General features: G+C 67.1%; 17 protein-coding genes. 9 read left to right on the forward strand and 8 right to left on the reverse strand.

Annotation, left to right across the window (positions count from 1 at the left end; translation table 11 throughout):
* The first annotated feature begins 180 nt into the window (after positions 1–180).
* From QO033_RS20045 to QO033_RS20055, 3 genes are all read left to right on the forward strand, one after another.
* Complete coding sequence (locus QO033_RS20045; RefSeq protein ID WP_284482750.1) at positions 181–2454, forward strand: NADP-dependent malic enzyme; 2274 nt, start codon at positions 181–183, stop codon at positions 2452–2454.
* A gap of 244 nt (positions 2455–2698) precedes the next feature.
* Entirely contained in the window at positions 2699–4591 is a 1893-nt protein-coding gene (gene prpE, locus QO033_RS20050; protein WP_284482751.1) for a propionate-CoA ligase PrpE, read from the forward strand.
* Positions 4592–4711: 120 nt separating this feature from the next.
* A complete protein-coding gene (locus QO033_RS20055) occupies positions 4712–6142 on the forward strand; it encodes an amidase (protein WP_284482752.1) in 1431 nt (476 codons plus the stop codon).
* Between the two features lie 220 nt (positions 6143–6362).
* On the opposite strand, the gene QO033_RS20060 is transcribed toward QO033_RS20055, so the two are convergent.
* Positions 6363–7124 carry an NAD kinase gene (locus tag QO033_RS20060; RefSeq protein WP_284482753.1) on the reverse strand — a complete coding sequence of 254 codons (762 nt, stop codon included), beginning with the start codon at positions 7122–7124 and terminating at the stop codon, positions 6363–6365.
* A 165-nt stretch (positions 7125–7289) separates the two neighbouring features.
* On the opposite strand from QO033_RS20060, the gene glyA reads away from it, so the two are divergent.
* The gene (gene glyA / locus QO033_RS20065; protein WP_284482754.1) at positions 7290–8582 is read left to right on the forward strand and encodes a serine hydroxymethyltransferase; all 1293 of its coding nucleotides are present in this window, start codon (positions 7290–7292) and stop codon (positions 8580–8582) included.
* Between the two features lie 140 nt (positions 8583–8722).
* Here glyA and QO033_RS20070 read toward each other — a convergent pair whose 3' ends face one another.
* Complete coding sequence (locus tag QO033_RS20070; protein WP_284482755.1) at positions 8723–9097, reverse strand: hypothetical protein; 375 nt, start codon at positions 9095–9097, stop codon at positions 8723–8725.
* Between the two features lie 146 nt (positions 9098–9243).
* Here QO033_RS20070 and QO033_RS20075 point away from each other — a divergent pair, with 146 nt between their 5' ends.
* On the forward strand, positions 9244–10002 hold the full coding sequence (locus QO033_RS20075) for an alpha/beta fold hydrolase (protein WP_284482756.1): 759 nt from the start codon (positions 9244–9246) through the stop codon (positions 10000–10002).
* Positions 10003–10056: 54 nt separating this feature from the next.
* On the opposite strand, the gene QO033_RS20080 is transcribed toward QO033_RS20075, so the two are convergent.
* Positions 10057–10449 carry a rhodanese-like domain-containing protein gene (locus tag QO033_RS20080; protein ID WP_284482757.1) on the reverse strand — a complete coding sequence of 131 codons (393 nt, stop codon included), beginning with the start codon at positions 10447–10449 and terminating at the stop codon, positions 10057–10059.
* Positions 10450–10594: 145 nt separating this feature from the next.
* Positions 10595–11083 (reverse strand): Lrp/AsnC family transcriptional regulator, encoded by a 489-nt coding sequence (locus QO033_RS20085; RefSeq protein ID WP_284482758.1) that lies wholly within the window; start codon positions 11081–11083, stop codon positions 10595–10597.
* Between the two features lie 105 nt (positions 11084–11188).
* Here QO033_RS20085 and putA point away from each other — a divergent pair, with 105 nt between their 5' ends.
* The gene (putA, locus tag QO033_RS20090) at positions 11189–14599 is read left to right on the forward strand and encodes a bifunctional proline dehydrogenase/L-glutamate gamma-semialdehyde dehydrogenase PutA (RefSeq protein WP_284482759.1); all 3411 of its coding nucleotides are present in this window, start codon (positions 11189–11191) and stop codon (positions 14597–14599) included.
* A gap of 148 nt (positions 14600–14747) precedes the next feature.
* On the opposite strand, the gene QO033_RS20095 is transcribed toward putA, so the two are convergent.
* The gene (locus QO033_RS20095) at positions 14748–15359 is read right to left on the reverse strand and encodes an ASCH domain-containing protein (RefSeq protein ID WP_321170055.1); all 612 of its coding nucleotides are present in this window, start codon (positions 15357–15359) and stop codon (positions 14748–14750) included.
* Here QO033_RS20095 and QO033_RS20100 point away from each other — a divergent pair.
* Together QO033_RS20100 and QO033_RS20105 are read left to right on the forward strand one after the other, a co-directional pair.
* Positions 15358–16101: a rhomboid family intramembrane serine protease gene (locus QO033_RS20100; protein WP_284482792.1), complete on the forward strand. Its 744-nt coding sequence runs from the start codon at positions 15358–15360 to the stop codon at positions 16099–16101. The two genes, QO033_RS20095 and QO033_RS20100, sit on opposite strands and share 2 nt — an antisense overlap.
* Complete coding sequence (locus tag QO033_RS20105; protein ID WP_284482761.1) at positions 16098–16490, forward strand: GFA family protein; 393 nt, start codon at positions 16098–16100, stop codon at positions 16488–16490. Before QO033_RS20100 ends, QO033_RS20105 begins: the two co-directional genes overlap by 4 nt.
* A 40-nt stretch (positions 16491–16530) precedes the next feature.
* Here QO033_RS20105 and QO033_RS20110 read toward each other — a convergent pair whose 3' ends face one another.
* Complete coding sequence (locus QO033_RS20110) at positions 16531–17316, reverse strand: inositol monophosphatase family protein (protein ID WP_284482762.1); 786 nt, start codon at positions 17314–17316, stop codon at positions 16531–16533.
* A 247-nt stretch (positions 17317–17563) separates the two neighbouring features.
* Between QO033_RS20110 and QO033_RS20115 the strand changes: the two genes are divergently transcribed.
* Entirely contained in the window at positions 17564–18604 is a 1041-nt protein-coding gene (locus QO033_RS20115; protein WP_284482763.1) for an NADP-dependent oxidoreductase, read from the forward strand.
* Positions 18605–18622: 18 nt separating this feature from the next.
* Here QO033_RS20115 and QO033_RS20120 read toward each other — a convergent pair whose 3' ends face one another.
* Both QO033_RS20120 and QO033_RS20125 read right to left on the reverse strand, forming a co-directional pair.
* The gene (locus tag QO033_RS20120) at positions 18623–19591 is read right to left on the reverse strand and encodes a ketopantoate reductase family protein (protein ID WP_284482764.1); all 969 of its coding nucleotides are present in this window, start codon (positions 19589–19591) and stop codon (positions 18623–18625) included.
* A gap of 66 nt (positions 19592–19657) precedes the next feature.
* Complete coding sequence (locus QO033_RS20125) at positions 19658–20569, reverse strand: LysR family transcriptional regulator (RefSeq protein WP_284482765.1); 912 nt, start codon at positions 20567–20569, stop codon at positions 19658–19660.
* Position 20570 lies beyond the last annotated feature (1 nt).

The following is a 20570-nucleotide window of genomic DNA, read 5'->3' on the forward strand; positions in this document are numbered from 1 at the left end:
TTTTGCCCATCTTGCGACCCCGCCGCCGGGATGCAAGGCCGGATACGCCGCAGGCGCCCGGCCGGCCCTGCCCCGCGCCCCCGGAGGCCGCATGGAAACACGTGCGATGCAAATCCGCGGTTTCGCCCGGATCGAAAGAGGTTTAATATTAAACTATACTCTCCCAACGGAGCACCCCAGATGAGCGAGCATCAGAACCTGCGGCAGGCCGCGCTGTTCTATCATGAATATCCCAAGCCCGGGAAACTCGAGATTCGCGCGACCAAGCCGATGGCCAACGGCCGCGACCTGAGCCGCGCCTATTCACCCGGGGTGGCGGAGGCCTGTCTTGAGATCAAGGCCGATCCGGCCAATTCCGCCCGCTACACCGCGCGCGGCAATCTGGTGGCGGTGGTGACGAACGGCACCGCGGTGCTGGGGCTCGGCAACATCGGGGCGCTGGCCTCCAAGCCGGTGATGGAGGGCAAGGCCGTGCTCTTCAAGAAATTCGCCAGCATCGACTGTTTCGATATCGAGCTGAACGAACCCGATCCGGAGAAGCTGGCCGAGATCGTCTGCGCGCTGGAGCCGACCTTCGGCGCCATCAACCTTGAGGACATCAAGGCGCCCGACTGTTTCATCGTCGAGAAGATCTGCCGCGAGCGGATGAACATCCCGGTGTTCCACGACGATCAGCACGGCACCGCCATCGTGGTCGGCGCCGCCGCCAAGAACGCGCTGCATGTCGCCGGCAAGGCCTTCGAGGATATCAAGATCGTCTCCACCGGTGGCGGCGCCGCCGGGATCGCCTGCCTCAACATGCTGCTCAAGCTCGGCGTCCGGCGTGAGAACGTCTGGCTCTGCGACATTCACGGGCTGGTCTACGAGGGGCGCGAGGTGGACATGAACCCGCAGAAAGCGGCCTATGCCCAGCCCTCCGACCTGCGCGATCTGGATCAGGTGATCGAAGGCGCCGACATGTTCCTCGGCCTGTCCGGCCCCAACGTTCTGACGCCGAAAATGGTGGCGAAGATGAACAGCCGCCCAGTGATCTTCGCCCTCGCCAACCCGACGCCCGAAATCCTGCCCGAGGAGGCACGCAAGGTCGCCCCCGACGCGATCATCGCCACCGGCCGCTCGGACTATCCCAACCAGGTCAACAACGTCCTGTGTTTCCCCTTCATCTTCCGCGGCGCGCTGGATGTCGGCGCGACCGAGATCAACGATGCGATGCAGCTGGCCTGTATCGACGGCATCGCGCAGCTGGCGCGCGCCACCACCAGCGCCGAGGCGGCGGCCGCCTATCGCGGGGAACAGCTGACCTTCGGCGCCGATTACCTGATCCCGAAACCCTTCGATCCCCGGCTGATCGGCACCGTCGCCACCGCCGTCGCCAAGGCGGCGATGGAAAGCGGCGTGGCCAGCCGGCCGCTGGAGGATCTGGCCGCCTACAAGCAGAAACTGAACGGCTCGGTGTTCAAATCGGCGATGATGATGCGCCCGGTGTTCGAAGCTGCCCGCACCGCCAGCCGCCGCATCGTCTTTGCCGAGGGCGAGGACGAACGGGTGCTGCGCGCCTCGCAGGCGGTGCTGGAGGAGACCACCGAGACACCGATCCTGATCGGCCGGCCCGACGTGATCGAGCGGCGCTGCGAACGCTACGGGCTGACCATCCGCCCGGGCCGCGACTTCGAGATCGTCAACCCGCAGGACGACCCGCGCTATCGCGATTACTGGGGCACCTATCATTCGCTGATGTCGCGGCGGGGCGTCACCCCCGATCTGGCCCGCGCCATCATGCGCACCAATACCACCGCCATCGGCGCGGTGATGGTCCAGCGCGGCGAGGCCGACAGCCTGATCTGCGGCACCTTCGGTCAGTACCTGTGGCACCTGAACTATATCCAGCAGGTGCTGGGCAGCGGGGCGCTGCATCCGGTCGGCGCCCTGTCGCTGATGATTCTGGAAGACGGGCCGCTGTTCATCGCCGACACCCATGTGCATCACGACCCGACGCCCGAACAGATCACCGAAACGGTGATCGGTGCCGCGCGCCATGTCCGCCGCTTCGGGCTGGAGCCGAATGTGGCGCTTTGCTCGCATTCGCAATTCGGCAACCTCGATTGCGGCACCGGGCAACGGATGCGGGCCGCGCTGGAGATCCTCGATTCCGAACCGCGCAACTTCAACTACGAAGGCGAGATGCATATCGACGCCGCGCTGGATGCCGATCTGCGCGAACGCATCTTCCCCGAAACCCGGCTCAAGGGCGCCGCCAACGTGCTGGTCTTCGCCAATACCGATGCCGCCTCCGGGGTGCGTAACATCCTGAAAATGAAGGGCGGCGGGCTCGAAGTCGGACCGGTCCTGATGGGGATGGGCAACCGCGCCCATATCGTGACCCCCTCGATCACCACCCGCGGGCTGCTGAACATGAGCGCCATCGCCGGCACGCCGGTGGCCCACTACGGCTGACGTCGCCGGGCATCGCGAATCAGACCCCGGGCGTTTTGCAATCGTCCGGGGTTGAGAAGTTTGCAAAGTCGCGGGCCGCTTTGCTTCGCCCCCGATCGCTTTGCCATGTTTGCAAAATTTTCCTGTCCCCCACGCCTCCCCCCGGCAACTTTATTGCGATAATCTGACGCGAAGTCCTGCACCCGGCTTGCCCGAAGGGAACGCGGCTCGTAACACGAGCACAGACGCTAGAGGAGGGAGTACCATGGCATACAAGGACGTGTACGAAGGCTGGAAGCGCGACCCTGAGGCCTTCTGGATGGAAGCGGCCCAGGCCATCGACTGGATCGAGCCCCCCTCGAAGGCCCTGTTCGACGACAAGGCCCCGATCTACGAATGGTTCGCCGACGCCAAGGTGAACGCCTGCTGGAACGCCGTCGACCGCCATGTCGAAGCCGGCCGCGGCAGCGAGATCGCGATCCAGCACGAGAGCCCGATCACCCACGCCACCAAGGGCATCACCTATGCCGAGCTGCAAAAGCGCGTCGCCTCCCTGGCCGGGGCACTGCGCATGCGCGGCGTGGAAAAGGGCGACCGGGTCATCATCTACATGCCGATGATCCCCGAGGCGCTGGAGGCGATGCTGGCCTGTGCCCGTCTGGGCGCGGTTCACTCAGTGGTCTTCGGCGGCTTTGCCGCCCATGAGCTGGCGGTCCGCATCGACGACTGCACGCCCAAGGCGATCATCGCCGCCTCCTGCGGGCTGGAGCCCAACCGGGTGGTTCATTACAAACCGCTGCTGGACGAGGCCATCGAGCTGGCCGAGCACAAGCCGGAATTCTGCGTCATTTTCCAGCGCGAACAGGAAGTCGCCAAGCTGATCGAGGGCCGCGATTTCAACTGGCACGGCTTCCAGTACGGGGTGAAACCGGCCGAATGCGTGCCGGTCGAGGGCAATCACCCGGCCTATATCCTCTATACCTCCGGCACCACTGGCCAGCCCAAGGGCGTGGTGCGCCACACCGCCGGCCATATCGTCGCCCTGCAATGGACGATGAAGAACATCTACAACATCGAGGCCGGCGACCGGTTCTGGGCCGCTTCGGACGTCGGCTGGGTCGTCGGGCACAGCTATATCTGCTACGGCCCGCTGCTGGCCGGCGCGATGACCATCGTCTTCGAAGGCAAGCCGGTGGGCACCCCCCACCCCGGCGTCTTCTGGCGGGTGATCCAGAACAACCGGGTCAAGAGCTTCTTCACTGCGCCGACCGCCCTGCGCGCCATCAAGCGCGAGGATCCGAACGGCGAGTGGATCAAACGCTATGCCAAGCACGAGCTGCAGGCGATCTTCCTCGCCGGCGAGCGCGCCGACCCCGATACCATCCAATGGGCGCAGAAGCATTTCGGGGTGCCGGTGATCGACCACTGGTGGCAGACCGAGACCGGCTGGGCGATCGCCGCCAACCCGCTGGGGATCGAGGAACTGCCGATCAAGCTCGGCTCGCCCTCGGTGCCGATGCCGGGTTATGACGTGCAGGTGCTGGACGACGCCGGCCACCCGGTTCCCGCGGGAGAGCTCGGCGCCATCGCCATCAAGCTGCCGCTGCCGCCGGGCACGCTGCCGACGCTGTGGAATGCCGAGGAGCGCTTCCGCAAGAGCTATCTCGATACCTTCCCCGGCTATTACGAGACCGGCGATGCCGGCATGATCGACGAGGATGGCTATCTCTACATCATGGCGCGCACCGATGACGTCATCAACGTCGCCGGCCACCGCCTGTCGACCGGCGCGATGGAAGAGGTTCTCGCCTCGCATCCCGACGTCGCCGAATGCGCGGTGATCGGCGCCTCGGACGCGCTGAAGGGACAGACGCCGCTGGGCTTCCTTATCCTGTCGGCCGGGGTGAACCGCGATCACGCCGAGATCGTCAAGGAATGCGTCACGCTGGTGCGCGACCAGATCGGCCCGGTGGCCGCCTTCAAGCTGGCCGTGGTGGTCGACCGCCTGCCCAAGACCCGTTCGGGCAAGATCCTGCGCGGCACCATGGTCTCCATCGCCGACAGCAAACCCTACAAGATGCCGGCAACCATCGACGATCCCGCCGTGCTCGACGAAATCAAGGTCGCGCTGCAGACCATCGGCTACGCCAAGGACTGATACGCCTGGCCCGGGGCGCCCTGCCTTTAGGCGCCCCGGTGGGCGGAGCCGCGAATCCGCAAAGCTCCGCTTGCACTCTCCCCGCCCGGGCTTAGGCTGCCCCGTGCAGGAGAGTTACATATGTCAAACAAAGATCTCTGGCGCCTGAGCGCCACCGAAACCGCCGCCCGGACCACTGCCGGCGATATCACCGCCACGGCCGCCGTCGACGCCGCCATCGCCCGGATGGAGACGGTGAACCCGGCGCTGAATGCCGTCGTGGTCAGCCTGGCCGAGTCCGCGCGCGCACGTGCCGCCGCGCTGGACAAGGCCCGCGCCGACGGCGCCCCCTGCGGCCCGCTGCACGGCGTGCCGGTGACCATCAAGATCAACGTCGATCAGGCCGGAGAGGCCACCTCGAACGGGGTGGTCGCTCTCAAGGACATGATCGCGCCGGCGAATGCGCCGCTGGTCGACAATCTGCTCAACGCCGGGGCAGTGGTGATCGGGCGCACCAATACGCCGGAATTCTCGTTTCGCGCCGACACCGACAACCCGCTGCACGGCCGCACCCGCAACCCCTGGGGCGATCACCTGTCGCCGGGCGGGTCCTCCGGCGGGGCGGGCTCGGCGGTGGCGGCCGGCATCGGCGCCCTCGCCCATGGCAACGATATCGGCGGCTCGCTGCGATTTCCCGCCGCCGCCAACGGCGTCGTGACGATCAAGCCGGGCATGGGCCGGGTGCCGGCCTATAACCCCAGCCAGACCGCCGAGCGGGGCATGCTGTCCCAGGCGATGTCGGTGCAGGGGCTGATCGCGCGCAGCGCCGCGGATCTGCATCTGTCGATGCCGTCGATGATCCGGACCGACCCGCGCGATCCCTATCACGTGCCGCTGGACTGGAAAGGGGCGCCGCTCGACGGGCCGATCAAGGTCGGCTTCACCAAGGAGACCTATGAGTTCGACCTGCACCCGGAGGTGTCCCGCGCCCTCGATCTGGCGCGCGACGCGCTGGTCGATGCCGGCTATCAGGTCGAGGAGGTGGAGCCGCCGATGCTGCGCGAGATCGGCATCGAGGGCTATCGCACCCTGATGGGCGAGGCCAAGGCGCTGATGGAAGCCGATATCCGCGCCAAGGGCTCTGCCACCATCCAGGCCGTCTTCGACGAATATTACGCCCAGTTCCCGCCCTACGAGGGCACCGAGCTGCTGCAGATGATGGCCAAGCGCAGCTATTACGCCCGGGTCTGGTCCGAGTTCCTCGCAACCTATCCGCTGGTCCTCACGCCCTTCCTGCCGCAGCCCTTCTTCCGCCCCGACCGCGATACCGAAGGGGCCGAGGGCATGCGCGAAGTGATGGGAGGATCGCTCTGGTCCTATTCGATGAACTACATCGGGCTGCCCGCGGCCAACGTCCCGGCCCTGCTGGCGGATCTGCCGGCGGGCCCGACCCCGGTGAACGTGCAGATCGTCGCCCGCCGCTGGCGCGAGGATCTGGCAGTCGACGCCAGCATCGCCATCGAATCCCGTCTCGATACGCTGAGCGAGGCGCTCTGGTCCCGGATGGGCTGAGCCGCAAAAATTCGGGCGCGGGGCTCACTCACTCCCCCGCGCCCGGAGCTTTTGAAATTGACCTTCACCTCAATTGAACTCCGGTCCCACTCACGCGAAACCGGTATCCGCTTAGCAGATGGTGATATTCTACCATCCTCACCGCGTCGTTTCTGTGAAGGAGATCATAGACAGACTTGGCACGATCTGTCTTTGTCGGCGCCGGGAAGGCACCATCGTCTCAGGTGAACTGCTCCGAGATCAGACGCTCTTCCAGCCCGTGGCCCGGATCGAACAGGATCCGATGGCGCACCTTCGGCTCCGAGCGGATTTCCACCCAGTCGATGTCCATGATCGAGATGGAATCAGCATCCGCCATCACCGGGCGTTTTTCCGGTTCCAGCACGTCGAAACGCACCTTGGCGGTCTTCGGCAGCAGCGCCCCGCGCCAGCGGCGCGGCCGGAACGCGGCGATCGCGGTCAGCGCCAGCACATCCGACCCGATCGGCAGGATCGGCCCATGCGCCGAATAATTGTAGGCCGTCGAGCCCGCCGGGGTCGACAGCAGCGCGCCGTCGCAGACCAGTTCGGCCAGCCTGAGCCGACCGTCGACGCTGATCTTCAGCTTCGCCGCCTGCGGCCCGGCCCGGAGCAGCGAGACCTCGTTGATCGCCAGCGCCTCGTGCCGCCGGCCTTCCCGGTCCACCGCCACCATCGCCAGCGGATTGATGATCTCCTCCTCGGCGGCGGCCAGCCGGGTTTTCAGATCGTCCTCGCTGTATTCATTCATCAAAAAGCCGATGGTGCCGCGATTCATCCCGTAGACCGGCGCCGACAGCCCCGCCGTCGCATGCAGCGTGCGCAGCATGAACCCGTCGCCCCCCAGCGCCACGATCACATCGGCCGCCTCTGGGGTGACATCGCCATAGCGTCCGATCAGCTCGGTACGCGCCGCCTGCGCCACCGGCGCCTGACTGGCCAGGAACGCGATTTTCAGAGTCATGGCAGGGGTTTCCGGTGTTGCGCAATCGGTTCCGAAACAAACATACCTTTCCCGTCTTGACCAGCCTTGCCGCCGCATCCCGCCGAAACGTCGCATTCCGGGCTTTTCGTAGCCCCGCCTTTCCAGTAGGAACGCCGCCATCCACCGCAGATGATGGGAGTTACCATGAGCGCGCCCAGTGAGACCGGCTTTTTCACCCAAACCCTCGCCGACCGCGATCCCGAGATCGCCAAGGCCATCGGCCTTGAGCTGGGCCGCCAGCGCGACGAGATCGAGCTGATCGCCAGCGAGAACATCGTCAGCGCCGCCGTGCTTGAAGCACAGGGCTCGATCATGACCAACAAATATGCCGAAGGCTACCCCGGCAAGCGCTATTACGGCGGCTGCCAGTTCGTCGATATCGCCGAACAGCTGGCGATCGACCGGGCCAAACAGCTCTTCGGTTGTGACTTTGCCAACGTGCAGCCGAACTCCGGCAGTCAGGCCAACCAGGGCGTGTTCCAGGCGCTGATCCAGCCCGGCGACACCATCCTGGGGATGAGCCTCGACGCCGGCGGCCACCTGACCCACGGCGCCAAGCCGAACCAGTCGGGCAAATGGTTCCACGCGGTGCAATACGGCGTGCGCCAGCAGGACCAGCGGATCGACTACGACCAGATCCGCGAACTGGCCCAGGAAAACAAACCGAAGCTGATCGTCGCCGGCGGCTCGGCCATCCCGCGCCAGGTGGATTTCGCCAAGATGCGCGAGATCGCCGACGAGATCGGCGCCTACCTGATGGTCGACATGGCGCATTTCGCCGGTCTGGTCGCCGGGGGTCAGCACCCCTCGCCCTTCCCGCATGCCCATGTGGTCACCACCACCACCCACAAGACCCTGCGCGGTCCCCGTGGCGGCATGATCCTGACCAATGACGAGGCGATCGCCAAGAAGATCAACTCGGCCATCTTCCCCGGCATCCAGGGCGGCCCGCTGATGCATGTGATCGCCGCCAAGGCGGTGGCCTTCGGCGAGGCACTGCGCCCCGAGTTCAAGGATTACGCCGCGCAGGTGGTCAAGAACGCCCAGGCGCTCGGCGATCAGCTGATGAAGGGCGGTCTCGACCTCGTCACCGGCGGTACCGATACCCATGTGCTGCTGGTCGACCTGCGCCCCAAAGGCGTGAAGGGCAATGAGACCGAGAAGGCGCTGGAACGCGCCCATATCACCTGCAACAAGAACGGCGTGCCCTTCGATCCGGAAAAACCCACCGTCACCTCGGGTGTGCGGCTCGGCTCCCCCGCCGGCACCACCCGCGGCTTCAAGGAGGCCGAGTTCCGCCAAATCGCCGACTGGATCATCGAGGTTGTCGACGGGCTTGCCGCCAATGGCGCCGAAGGCAATGCCGAGGTCGAGGAAAAGGTCAAAGCCGAAGTGGCCGCGCTCTGCGCCCGCTTCCCGCTCTACCCCGCGCTCTGATCCGCATCGCGGTCAGGTTTCAGACGGCCGTCCTCCCGGGGGCGGCCGTTTCGCGTTGCCGGCGCCCTACCCCGGAGAGACCGCCCCGGTCCTTTTCTGGCTGAAAATATCCTCGCCGAAGGCCCGTGCCAAAGGCGCGGTCAGAGAAAGCCGCGCCAGCGCAGGACGACGATCAGAAGGGCGAACCACAGCAGGATATTGACCGCCAGCCCCCCCAGCATGCCCAGCCACCAGCCCAGACGCCGGTCGGCCAGATCGATGGCCTTCAGATGGCGGCCGACCTCATCGGCCGCCTGCCCCAGGTCGCCGGTCGCCAGCGTCAGCCGCAGCTTCGGATGATCGGCGAAGCGCTCGGCCGCGGCCAGCCGGTCGGCCTGGTGGCGGATGTGCCGGGGCAGATGCCGGCGCGCCGGTTTCAGCGCCGCCGTCAGGGTGCCGCCCTTCACCCCCAGCTTCTGATGCAGAAGCCGGGTGATCTCGGCGATACGGGTTTCGAGCGAAGCGGAATCGGTCACGGCAACGGGCCTCGGGCAGCGGCGAACCCGGGGAGAGTAGCGATGCCCGACGGCAGGCTCAATGCCCCGCGCGAAAGCGGCCTCCGCACAGGGGCGGCGCGCGATGGGGCTGGCGCGGCCGATCGCGCAGCGCTATCACCAAGGCCATGCTGAACACTATTCTTCACGGCACCCCCACCGCGGAGCCGCCGCTCCTGATCGCCCACGGGCTGTTCGGATCGGGCCGCAACTGGGGCGTCATCGCCAAACGCCTGTCGGACGAACGCCAGGTGATCGCCGTCGACATGCGCAACCACGGTCAGAGCCCGTGGTCGCCGCAGCACGGCTATGCCGATCTGGCCGCCGATCTGGCCGAGGTGATCGCCGCCCACGGCGGCCGGGCCGATGTGCTGGGCCATTCGATGGGCGGCAAGTCGGCGATGATGCTGGCGCTGGGGCATGGCGATCTGGTCCGCAAGCTCATCATCGGCGACATCGCCCCGGTGGCCTATGGCCACAGCCAGGCCCATCATATCACCGCGATGCGAGCGGTGGATTTCAGCACGGTGGAACGCCGCTCGGACGCAGAAGCGCAGCTGGCCGCCCAGGGGGTGGAGAAGGCGCTGCAGAGCTTCTTCACCCAGTCGCTCGACCTCAAGGACAGGCGCTGGCGGCTGAACCTCGATGTGCTCGAAGCCGAGATGCCGAAGATCCTCTCCTTCCCAGAGGTCACCGGGCATTGGGACGGCCCGGCGCTGTTTCTCTCCGGGGCCGAGTCGGATTACGTCAAGCCGGAGTACCGACCCAAGATCCGGGCGCTGTTTCCGAACGCACGTTTTGCCAAGCTGGCCGGCGCCGGCCATTGGCTGCACGCGGACAAGCCGCGGGAGTTCGAGGCGACAGTGCGCGCCTTTCTGAACGCCTGAGTGTCGCCCCCAAAGAGGGGCGACGCGCGCGCCGCAGGCGGCGCGCCAGACCGGTCACATGCCGGGATCGACCGGCTCCACCATCGGGCCGCCGGCGTCTTTCCAGCCTTCCAGCCCGCCCATGTTGTAGACCTCGGCATAGCCCATGTCCTTCAGCAGCTTGCCGGCCAGCGCCGCGCGCCCGCCAGAGGCGCAATGCACCACGATGGGACGGTCGGTTCTCAGTTCCGGATCGTGGAACTGGCTGCCTTGGCTGGCACGGAAATCCAGCATGCCGCGCGGGATGTGATGCGCCCCCAGCGCATGACCCGATTTCTGCAGCTCGGGCGCATCGCGCACATCCAGCAGCAGTGCGCCCCCGGCGACCAGCTCCTGCGCCTTGGTGCCATCGATACGCGGCACCGCCGCATTGGCGGCATCCATCAGATCCTGCAACGTTACGGCCATATCCGGTCCACTCCTCTCTTCGATGTTTCGGCTGTCCTTCTGACTATCAGACGGACCGCCCCGCGTCTGCGGCAAAGATATTTCTCGCCTGCGACAAAACCACGACGGCCCAAAGCGCAGGCAGGGTCGGGCCCGCCCGCCGCCCTCAGTCCGCGCCCCCGGCGGTGCGCAGTGGCCCGTCTTCCTTGACCGCCTGCATGGCCACATAGGTCGAGGTGCCGGCAACATGCGGCAGGGTGGAGATCTTCTCTGCCAGCACCCGCCGGTAATCCGACATCGACCGGGTGCGCACCTTCATCAGATAATCGAAATTGCCAGCGATCAGATGCACCTGCTCGATCTCGCCGATCCGGGCGACCGCGGCGTTGAAGGCGGCCAGGGCCGCTTCGCGGGTGTCGGTCAGCCGCACCTCGACAAAGGCGATGTGATCGAGGCCGAGCCGGATCGGATCGACCAGCGCGCGATAGCCGGTGATGATCCCCTCCGCCTCCAGCCGCCGCAGCCGCGCCTGGGTTGGCGATTTCGACAGGCCGATCCGGCGAGCGAGATCGGCGATGGACAGCCGCCCCTCCTCGGTCAGAACGTCCAGAATCGCCTGATCGAACCGGTCCAGATCAGGAAAGTTCATTTGCATTGAAAATTTCCAAATTTTCAGATCATATGGCTGCAGATATCAAATCATCGGGCAAATGTCCCGATAATCCGGATGTATGAAGGCGGAAATGCATCGGAGCCCGCCATGACCACCCTCGATCCCGCAACGATCCACCAGATCGACGCCCAGACCTATGCCGACCCGCAGCAGCTGCTGCCGCAGCTGATCGCTCAGGCCGATCTCTCCGACAGCGACCGCGCCGAGATCTGCGCCGATGCCGCGCAGCTGGTCCGCGAGATCCGCTCCAGCGCTGCGCCGGGGCTGATGGAGGTGTTTCTGGCCGAATACGGGCTCTCCACCGATGAGGGGATCGCGCTGATGTGCCTCGCCGAGGCGCTGCTCAGGGTGCCGGATGCCGAGACCATCGACGCGCTGATCGAGGACAAGATCGCCCCCAGCGACTGGGCGCGGCACATGGGCCATTCCAGCTCCCCGCTGGTCAATGCCTCCACCTGGGCGCTGATGCTGACCGGCCGGGTGCTGGACGACCGCCGCCCCAGCCCGGTCCGGGCGCTGAAAGGCGCGATCAAGCGGCTGGGAGAACCGGTGATCCGCACCGCCGTCGGCCGGGCGATGAAGGAAATGGGCCGGCAGTTCGTGCTGGGCGAGACCATCGTCGCGGCGATGAAACGGGCCGAGGTCATGCAGGCCAGGGGCTTCACCTATTCCTACGACATGCTGGGAGAGGCGGCCCGGACCGAGGCCGACGCCGCCCGCTATCACCTGTCCTATTCTCGCGCCATCACCGCGATCGCGGAGGCCTGCAGCCATAACGACATCCGCGACAACCCGGGCATTTCGGTCAAGCTCTCGGCGCTGCATCCGCGGTACGAGGTGGCGCAGCGCGCCAATGTGATGGACACCCTGGTGCCGCGCCTGCGGGCGCTGGCGCTGCTGGCCAAGGCGGCCAACATGGGGCTGAACGTCGACGCGGAAGAGGCCGACCGGCTGACGCTGTCGCTGGAGGTGATCGACCAGGTGCTGGCAGAACCGGCGCTGGCCGGCTGGGACGGTTTCGGTGTGGTGGTCCAGGCCTACGGGCCGCGCACCGGGGTGACGATCGACACGCTCTACCGGATGGCAGAGCGGCACGACCGCAGGATCATGGTGCGGCTGGTCAAGGGTGCCTATTGGGACACCGAGGTGAAGCGCGCCCAGGTGATGGGGATGGCCGGCTTTCCGGTCTTCACCCAGAAGGCGGCCACCGATGTCTCCTATATCGCCAATGCCCGCAAGCTGCTGGGGATGACGGACCGGATCTATCCCCAGTTCGCCGGCCACAACGCCCATACCGTCAGCGCGATCCTGCACATGGCGGGCGACCGGCCGTTCGAATTCCAGCGACTGCACGGCATGGGCGAGACCCTGCACGATCTGGTCAAGGCGCGCCACGGCCACCGCTGCCGCATCTATGCGCCGGTGGGGGCGCATCGGGATCTGCTGGCCTATCTGGTGCGGCGGCTGTTGGAAAACGGCGCCAACTCATCCTTCGTCAATCAGATCGTCGATGACAGCGTGCCGCCGGAAACCGTCGCCGCCGACCCGTTCGAAGCGATCGCGGCCCCCACCCCATCGCTGCCCAACGGCACCGCGCTGTTCCAGCCGGAACGGCGCAATTCCCGCGGCTTCGATCTGCATCACCGGCCGACGCTGGAGACGATCGAGGCTGCCCGCGCGCCTTTCGCCGATCATCGCTGGACCGCCGCGCCACTGCTGGCCGGCCCGGCCGCGCCGATGCCGCCACAGCCAGTCGCCAACCCGGGCCGGCCCGACGATCAGCCCGGCACCGTCGCCTGCGCCAGCCCGGCAGATGTGGAAACCGCGCTGAGCCGCGCCCGGCCCTGGGACGCGCCGGCGGCGGACCGGGCGGCGGTACTCACCCGCGCCTCCGATCTTTACGAGGCGCATTTCGGCGAGATCTTCGCGCTTCTCGCCCGCGAGGCCGGCAAAGGCCTGCCCGACGCGGTGGCAGAGCTGCGCGAGGCGGTGGATTTCCTGCGCTACTACGCCACCCATATGCCCGATGCGGCGCCGGTGGGGAGCTTCACCTGCATCAGCCCGTGGAACTTCCCGCTGGCGATTTTCACCGGCCAGATCGCCGCGGCGCTCGCCACCGGTAACGCGGTTCTGGCGAAGCCCGCCGAGCAGACGCCGTTGATCGCCCATCGCGCGGTGGAACTTCTGCACGAGGCCGGCGTTCCGCGCAGCGCGCTGCAGCTGCTGCCGGGCTTCGGCGATATCGGTGCCGCGCTCACTTCCGATCCGCGGGTGGGCGGCGTTGCCTTCACCGGCTCCACCGACACCGCGCTGAAGATCCGCGCCACCATGGCCAATGCGCTCGCCCCCGGGGCGCCGCTGATCGCCGAGACCGGCGGGCTGAACGCGATGATCGTCGATTCCACCGCCCTGCCGGAACAGGCGGTGCAGGCGATTGTCGAGAGCGCCTTTCAATCCGCCGGTCAGCGCTGTTCCGCGCTGCGCTGCCTCTATGTGCAGGAAGAGATCGCCGACGATCTGCTGAGCATGCTGAAAGGCGCCATGGCGGTGCTGCGACTGGGCGACCCCTGGCAGCTTTCCACCGATGTGGGACCGGTGATCGACGCCGAGGCGCTGGCCGATATCGCAACCCATATCGACCGCGCCCGCGCCAGGGGGCGGGTGCTGGAGGAACTGCGCGTGCCGCAGGGCGGCACCTTCGTATCTCCGACTCTGATCTCGGTCGATGGCATCGGCGATCTGGAAAAAGAAATCTTCGGCCCGGTTCTGCATGTCGCCCGCTTCCGCGCCGGCGATCTGGACCGGGTGATCGACGAGATCAACGCCACCGGCTACGGGCTGACCTTCGGACTGCAGACCCGGATCGACGACCGTGTCCAGCATGTGACCGAGCGGCTGCAGGCCGGCAATATCTATGTCAACCGCAACCAGATCGGCGCCATCGTCGGCAGCCAGCCGTTTGGCGGCGAGGGGATGAGCGGCACCGGTCCCAAGGCGGGCGGGCCGAATTATCTGCCGCGGTTCTGCGCCCTGCCCCGTGAGCGGGCGGACGAAACCTGGGCCGGGGCAATGGCCGATTTGCCGACGCCAGCCGGCGCCGCGGGCCCCGCCAGCTCCATCACCCTGCCCGGCCCGACCGGGGAATCGAACCGGCTGATGCTGGTGGCGCGGCCGCCGCTCCTCTGCCTCGGGCCCGGTGCGACCGCGGCGGAGGCGCAAGCCCGCGCGGTCGAGGATCTGGGCGGCCGGGCGATCCGCGCCAGCGGCGACATCGATCCCGCACGGCTGGAGACGGCGGCGGAAATCGGCGGCGTGCTCTGGTGGGGGGATGACGCGACGGCCCGGCGGATCGAGCTGGCGCTGGCCCGGCGGCAAGGTCCGATCGTGCCTCTGATCGCCGGGCGCCCCGATGTGGCCCGGGTGCGCGGCGAACGCCATATCTGCGTCGACACCACCGCCGCCGGCGGCAATGCCGCCCTGCTCGGCGGCATGAGCTGACAGCACCCGGCCCGGTTCGGACAGAGCGGCGGAGACCCTCCGCCTATCGCCACCGATCCGCCGCGAGGAGGTATCCGGCCCTCGGGCCGCGAAGGTCACGCGGCGGCCGTCTCACCGGGACCGCGCCCCGGGAACAGCAGCGCCGCGGTCAGTCCAGAACCTCGACGACAACGAAGCGTTCCCAGACCACCTGCATGTCCTGGGAAAACCCGCCGTTCCGGGCGAAATACCCGCTGTGCCCTTCCTGCCAGCCGGCCAGGCTGTCGTCCTCACCCTCCGCCAGGGCCATCGCCTCGCTCACCTCATCGAACCGGCACTGGATGATCTCCACCGTCTCGATGACCAGCGCCGGGGCACCGTTCCAGGTCAGCGCGATATCGCGCCGCCCGACGACCGGCATGGGCTCCCCCGCCTGATAGTCCCGCAGGGCGCCGCAGGTGGCGACTTTCCTTCCGGCACGGACGAGGGCGAGCAGCGCATTGCACAAGGCGGCACTGTCACCAAATCTGAACGTTTCAGCCCCGGGGTAGCGCTGTTTAAGCGCGGCAAGCGTTTCCGGCACAGAGGCGGACCTTTCCCTTTGTTCCCTCCCGGACTGTGCACATTCCGCCCTGTCCCCGCAGCCCGAAAACGGGGGCTGTTTCCACCAGGGCGGTCCCGCGCGTCCGCCGGCGGCCCTTCGCCGGCAGGCGGCGACATCCGCCCGGCGCGGCGGCAGGCGCTTGACCTTGGCAGGCTTTGCCCGCAGCCTCGGCCCCATGTTTCCGATCCGCGATCACAACCCTTCCCGGAGCACGCCCTATGTCGTTTACGCGCTGATCGCGCTGAACGCGGCGATCTTCTTCAGCTACTGGACGCTGCCGGAACGGCAGATCATGCAGACGGTGTTCCTGCCCTATGCGCTGTTCCCGGTCCGGCTGAGCTATGGCGAAGGCTATGCGACGCTGATCACCTCTACCTTTCTGCATGGCGGGCTGATGCATCTGGCCGGCAACATGCTGTTTCTGTGGATCTTCGGCGACAATCTGGAAGATCAGATGGGTCATGTGGGGTTCTTGCTGTTCTACCTCGCCTGCGGCACCGGCGCCGGGCTGATCCACGTGGCGGCCGCCCCCGGATCCCAGGTGCCGACGGTCGGCGCCTCCGGCGCCATCGCCGGGGTGATGGGCGGCTACCTGCTGCTCTACCCCAGGGCGCGGGTCGATATCCTGCTGATCCTGATCATCTTCTTCCGCATCTTCACCGTCCCGGCCTGGCTGATGCTGGGGCTCTGGCTTGCCATGCAGTTCATCGGCGGGCTGGAGGCCGACCCGACCCAGGGCGGGGTCGCCTATTGGGCGCATACCGGCGGTTTCGCGGTGGGGCTGATCCTGACGCTGCCGCTGTGGCTGCGCCGCGGCGGCCCTGGTTTCTGGGCCGCACAGCGGGGCCAGCCCGCCAATCCCGCCGCCCGCTACCGCTATGGCACCAGCCACATCCCAAAGGTTCCGAGACGCCGATGACCGAATTCAGCACCACCCCCGAAACCCGGCTGGCCCGCTGCCATTGCGGCGCCGTCGTGATCGAGGCCTATCTGCCCGAAGGGCTGGCCTCGGCGCGGCGCTGCGACTGTTCGCTCTGCCGCCGGCGCGGACCCGGCGCGGTCACCGCGCTGACCGCAAGGCTCAAGGTGCTACAGGGCGAGGAAGCCCTCGGCGTCTATACCTGGGGCACCCATACGGCGCGGCATTATTTCTGCAAGACCTGCGGCATCTATACCCACCACCAACGGCGGTCGGATCCGGCGGAATGCGGGGTCAACATCGGCTGTCTCGACGGCATCACGCCGCGCGACTTCGCCGATATCCCCTGGACAGACGGGATCAACTACCGGCTCGACGGCCCGAACTGAGCCGTCGTCCTGCCGGGCAGTTCCCGGCGCGTCCGCAGGCTCAGCCGCGAATGACCTTGGAGAAGGCGTTGAAGATCGGCTCGTTGGCACAAATCACCTCGCCGTCGTCGAGGATGCGTCCCTCCGGATCGATCGGCTGGACAAGACCGCCCGCCTCGCTCACCAGCAGGGTACCGGCGGCCAGATCCCAAGGGTTCAGACGGCGTTCCCAGAACCCGTCGTAGCGACCGGCGGCGACATAGGCCAGATCGAGCGCAGCCGCGCCCCAGCGGCGCACCCCGGCACAGACCGGCAACAGGCGCGCTAGATCCTGCAGCGTCGCCGGCAGATCGCTGCGGCCGCCGAACGGCAGGCCGGTGGCGAAGATCGCCTCGATCATCCGGTTGCGGCCCGACACCCGCAGGCGGCTTTCGTTCATCCAGGCACCCGCGCCCTTTTCGGCAAAGAACATCTCGTCCTTGGCAGCGTCATAGACCACACCGGCGACGATCTTGCCCTTGTGCTCCAGCGCGATGGAGATCGCCCAATGCGGCAGGCCGTGCAGGAAGTTGGTGGTGCCGTCCAGCGGATCGACGATCCAGCGCCGGGTCGGATCCTCGCCCGGGGTTTCGCCGCCCTCTTCGGCCAGCCAGCCGTAGGTCGGGCGCGCGCCCATCAGTTCGTCCTTCAGGATCGCTTCGGCGGCCAGATCGGCCTTCGACACGAAGTCGCCGGCGCCCTTCATCGAGACCTGGAGGTTCTCCACCTCGCGGAAGTCCTTGACCAGCGACCGCCCCGCCTTGCGTGCGGCTTTGATCATGATGTTGAGGTTGGCGCTGCCAATCATGGTTCCGGCTCCTGTCTCGGTCGGGGTGCGCCGGGTGCGGCGCGGGCACAGTCTGGGGGTCGTTCGGCGGATCCTGAGGATCAGATCGCGCGTATACGCGCGGGAGACAGGCTTGCCAACCGCAAAACACCGCAAAACAAGGCGATCGCATGGCATCTCTGCCGTTACGTCAGAACCCGGCCGGCTTGCCAACAGGGACGTCCGGCGCCACCGTGCCGTCGACATCGCGCGAAGAGGAGACGCCGAAATGACCGAACAGATGTACCGCGTGGCCCTGGCCAGCCGCCCCCAGGGGGCCCCGGCCGCAGAGAACTTCCGCTATGAAGCCGTCCCGATGCCCGAACCCGCCGAGGGCGAGGTGCTGGTGCGGGTGCACTACATGTCGCTCGATCCGTACATGCGCGGGCGGATGGACGACGCCAAATCCTATGCCGCGCCGGTGCCGATCGGCGGCACCATGGAGGCTGGCGGCGTCGGTGAGGTCATCGCCTCGAAAAGCGCCGCCTTCCAGCCCGGCGATTTCGCCTTCGGCATGTTCGGCTGGGCGACCCATGGCTGCCTGCCGGCCAAGATGCTGCGCAAGATCGACCCGGCCCAGGCGCCGATCACCACGGCGCTGGGGGTTCTGGGGATGCCGGGCTTCACCGGCTGGCACGGGCTGACCGCCTATGGCCAGCCCAAGGCCGGTGAAACCCTGGTGGTCGCCGCCGCAACCGGGCCGGTGGGCTCGATGGTGGGTCAGGTGGCGCGGCTGGCCGGGCTGCGCACCGTTGGCATCGCCGGCGGCGCCGACAAATGCAAGATGGCGACCGAGACTTTCGGGTTCGATGTCTGCCTCGACCACCGCGCCTATGACAGCGCCCGCGACCTGCGCGCCGCCCTGTCCGAGGCCTGCCCGGACGGTATCGACATCTATTTCGAGAATGTCGGCGGCAAGGTGCTGGAGGCAGTGATCCCGCTGATGAACAACTTCGGCCGCATCCCGATCTGCGGCATGATCGCCTGGTACGATGCCGGCGCGCTCGGCGCCGGGGCTGCCGCCGAGGGGCTGACCGCCCCGGCGCTGTGGCGCAATATCCTGGTGAAATTCCTGTCGGTGCAGGGCTTCATCATCTCCAACCACTACGACCGCTATGGCAGCTTCCTGAAAGAGATCGCGCCGAAGGTGGCCTCCGGCGAGATCGCCTATGTCGAGGATGTCGCCGAAGGACTGGAAAACGCGCCGGCCACCTTCATGGCTATGCTGAAGGGCGGCAACCACGGCAAGCAGATCGTCAAGCTGATCTGAGCCGCCGCCGCTCCGGGCTCAGAGGCCCAGAACCGCAGCGACCTCCCCGGGCGACACCGCGCCCGGGGCAATCCCCTCGCGCAACATCCGCGCCCCCAGGGCCGCCAGATAGCCGTTCACCGGCGCCTCGATCCCGTTCAGACGCCCGATCAGCGCGATTTCCCCGTTCAGATAATCGGTCTCGATCGACCCCGCGCCGCGCGCCAGGCTCTGCGCGGTCGAGGTTCCGGCCCGGCCGACCCCTTCGACCGGCGCCATCTGCATGAACTCCTTGCGGCGCGGATCGGCGAGGCCGACATCCTGCCAGCCGATACCGGCCGCCTGCAGCACCTGCCGTGCCTCGGCCCGGGCAGCCTCGGCCAGCCGGTCGGTCAGATCGCCGTCCCCCAGCGCCGCCTCACAGATATTGCGCAGGTTCAGCAGCAGCTTGCCGTATTTGCTCGCCATCACATCGGTGGCCACGAAGGCCGCGAAATTGCCTCGGTTGAGCGCGCCCGCCAGCGCCTCATCTGCGGCATCGGCCCCGCCCGGATAGCGACCGAGATCGAAGATCCCCATCCGCGGCCCGGCGAAGATCGCCACTTCGCCCGGCACGGTGAACTGCGACGGAGACATCACCGTCATGCCATGGACATTCGGAAACAACCTCAGCGCCGCGCGTTCGTTTGCCACCCCGTTCTGGGCGCAGAACAGCGGCTGATCGCTCAACCCCGCCGCCCGCAGCTGGCCCAGCGCCGCCGCCGTGTCCTGCCCCTTGACCGTCAGGATCACCACATCCTCGGGCGTCAGAGCGATGTCGGACGGATCGGCGACACAGTCGAACCGCGTGTGTTCCACCCAACCCGGCCCCCGCAGGGTGAGCCCGCCGCTCCGCAGCGCCTCCAGCTGGGCACCACGGGCAATACCCACGACCTCCTGGCCGCTCAGCGCAAGGCCGCCCGCAATGACGCCGCCGATGGCGCCGACCCCATGAACGATGACACGCATGATAATCCTTTCCGATCGTCTCGATGATGTCCGCCCCGGAGACCCGCTGTCCCGGTCCCGGCGGTCTCAGGCCTGTTGCAGCTTGCGCGCTTCCTGCCGGGCCAGCGTGATCAGCTCGCGCATGAAGGGCTTGTCGCGATCCTCGTCGCGCACGGCGGCATAGAGGCCGCGGGTGATCCCCGCCTCTGTCAGCGGCCGAGTGACATAGTCGGAACTGTATTTGACCTCGCGCACCACCCAGTCCGGCAGCACCGAAACCCCGCGGTTCGACACCACCAGCAGCAGGATCATCGCCGTCAGCTCCACCTGCCGCACCGCCGCCGGTTCCACCTTGGCCGGCCCCAGCAGCTGGCTGAAGATATCCAGCCGCGACCGTTCCACCGGATAGGTGATCAGGGTCTGATCGCGGAAATCCTCCGCGTCGATCCAGGGTTTCGCCGCCAGCGGGTGCGAGGCGGCGGCCACGAAAACCGGCGCGTAATCGAACAGTTCGATGAATTCCACCCCCGGCAGCACCTCCGGATCGGAGGAGACCACCAGGTCCACCTCCCCCTTCAGCAGCGCCGGCAGCGCGTCGAAGGCCAGCCCCGGACGGATATCGACATCGACATCGGGCCAGCTGCGGCGAAAGCTCTCCAGCACCGGGAACAGCCATTCGAAACAGGCATGACATTCGATCGCGATATGCAGCCGCCCGGCGCGGCCGCTTTTCAGCGCCCCGAATTCCTTTTCCATCGCCTCGATCTGCGGCAGCACCTGTTCGGCCAGCCGCAACAGCCGCAGCCCCGCCGCCGACAGCCGCATCGGCTTCGATCTGCGCACGAACAGTTCGACCCCGGCCTGATCTTCCAGCCCCTTGATCTGATGGCTCAGCGCGCTCTGGGTGATGTGCAGCTGGTCGGCCGCCCGGGCCAGCCCGCCACAGTCGTGTATGGCCTTGATGGTCCGCAGATGGCGGAACTCCAGATGGAAACCCACA

Source organism: Pseudodonghicola flavimaris, assembly GCF_030164425.1.
Classification (GTDB): Bacteria; Pseudomonadota; Alphaproteobacteria; order Rhodobacterales; family Rhodobacteraceae; genus Pseudodonghicola; species Pseudodonghicola flavimaris.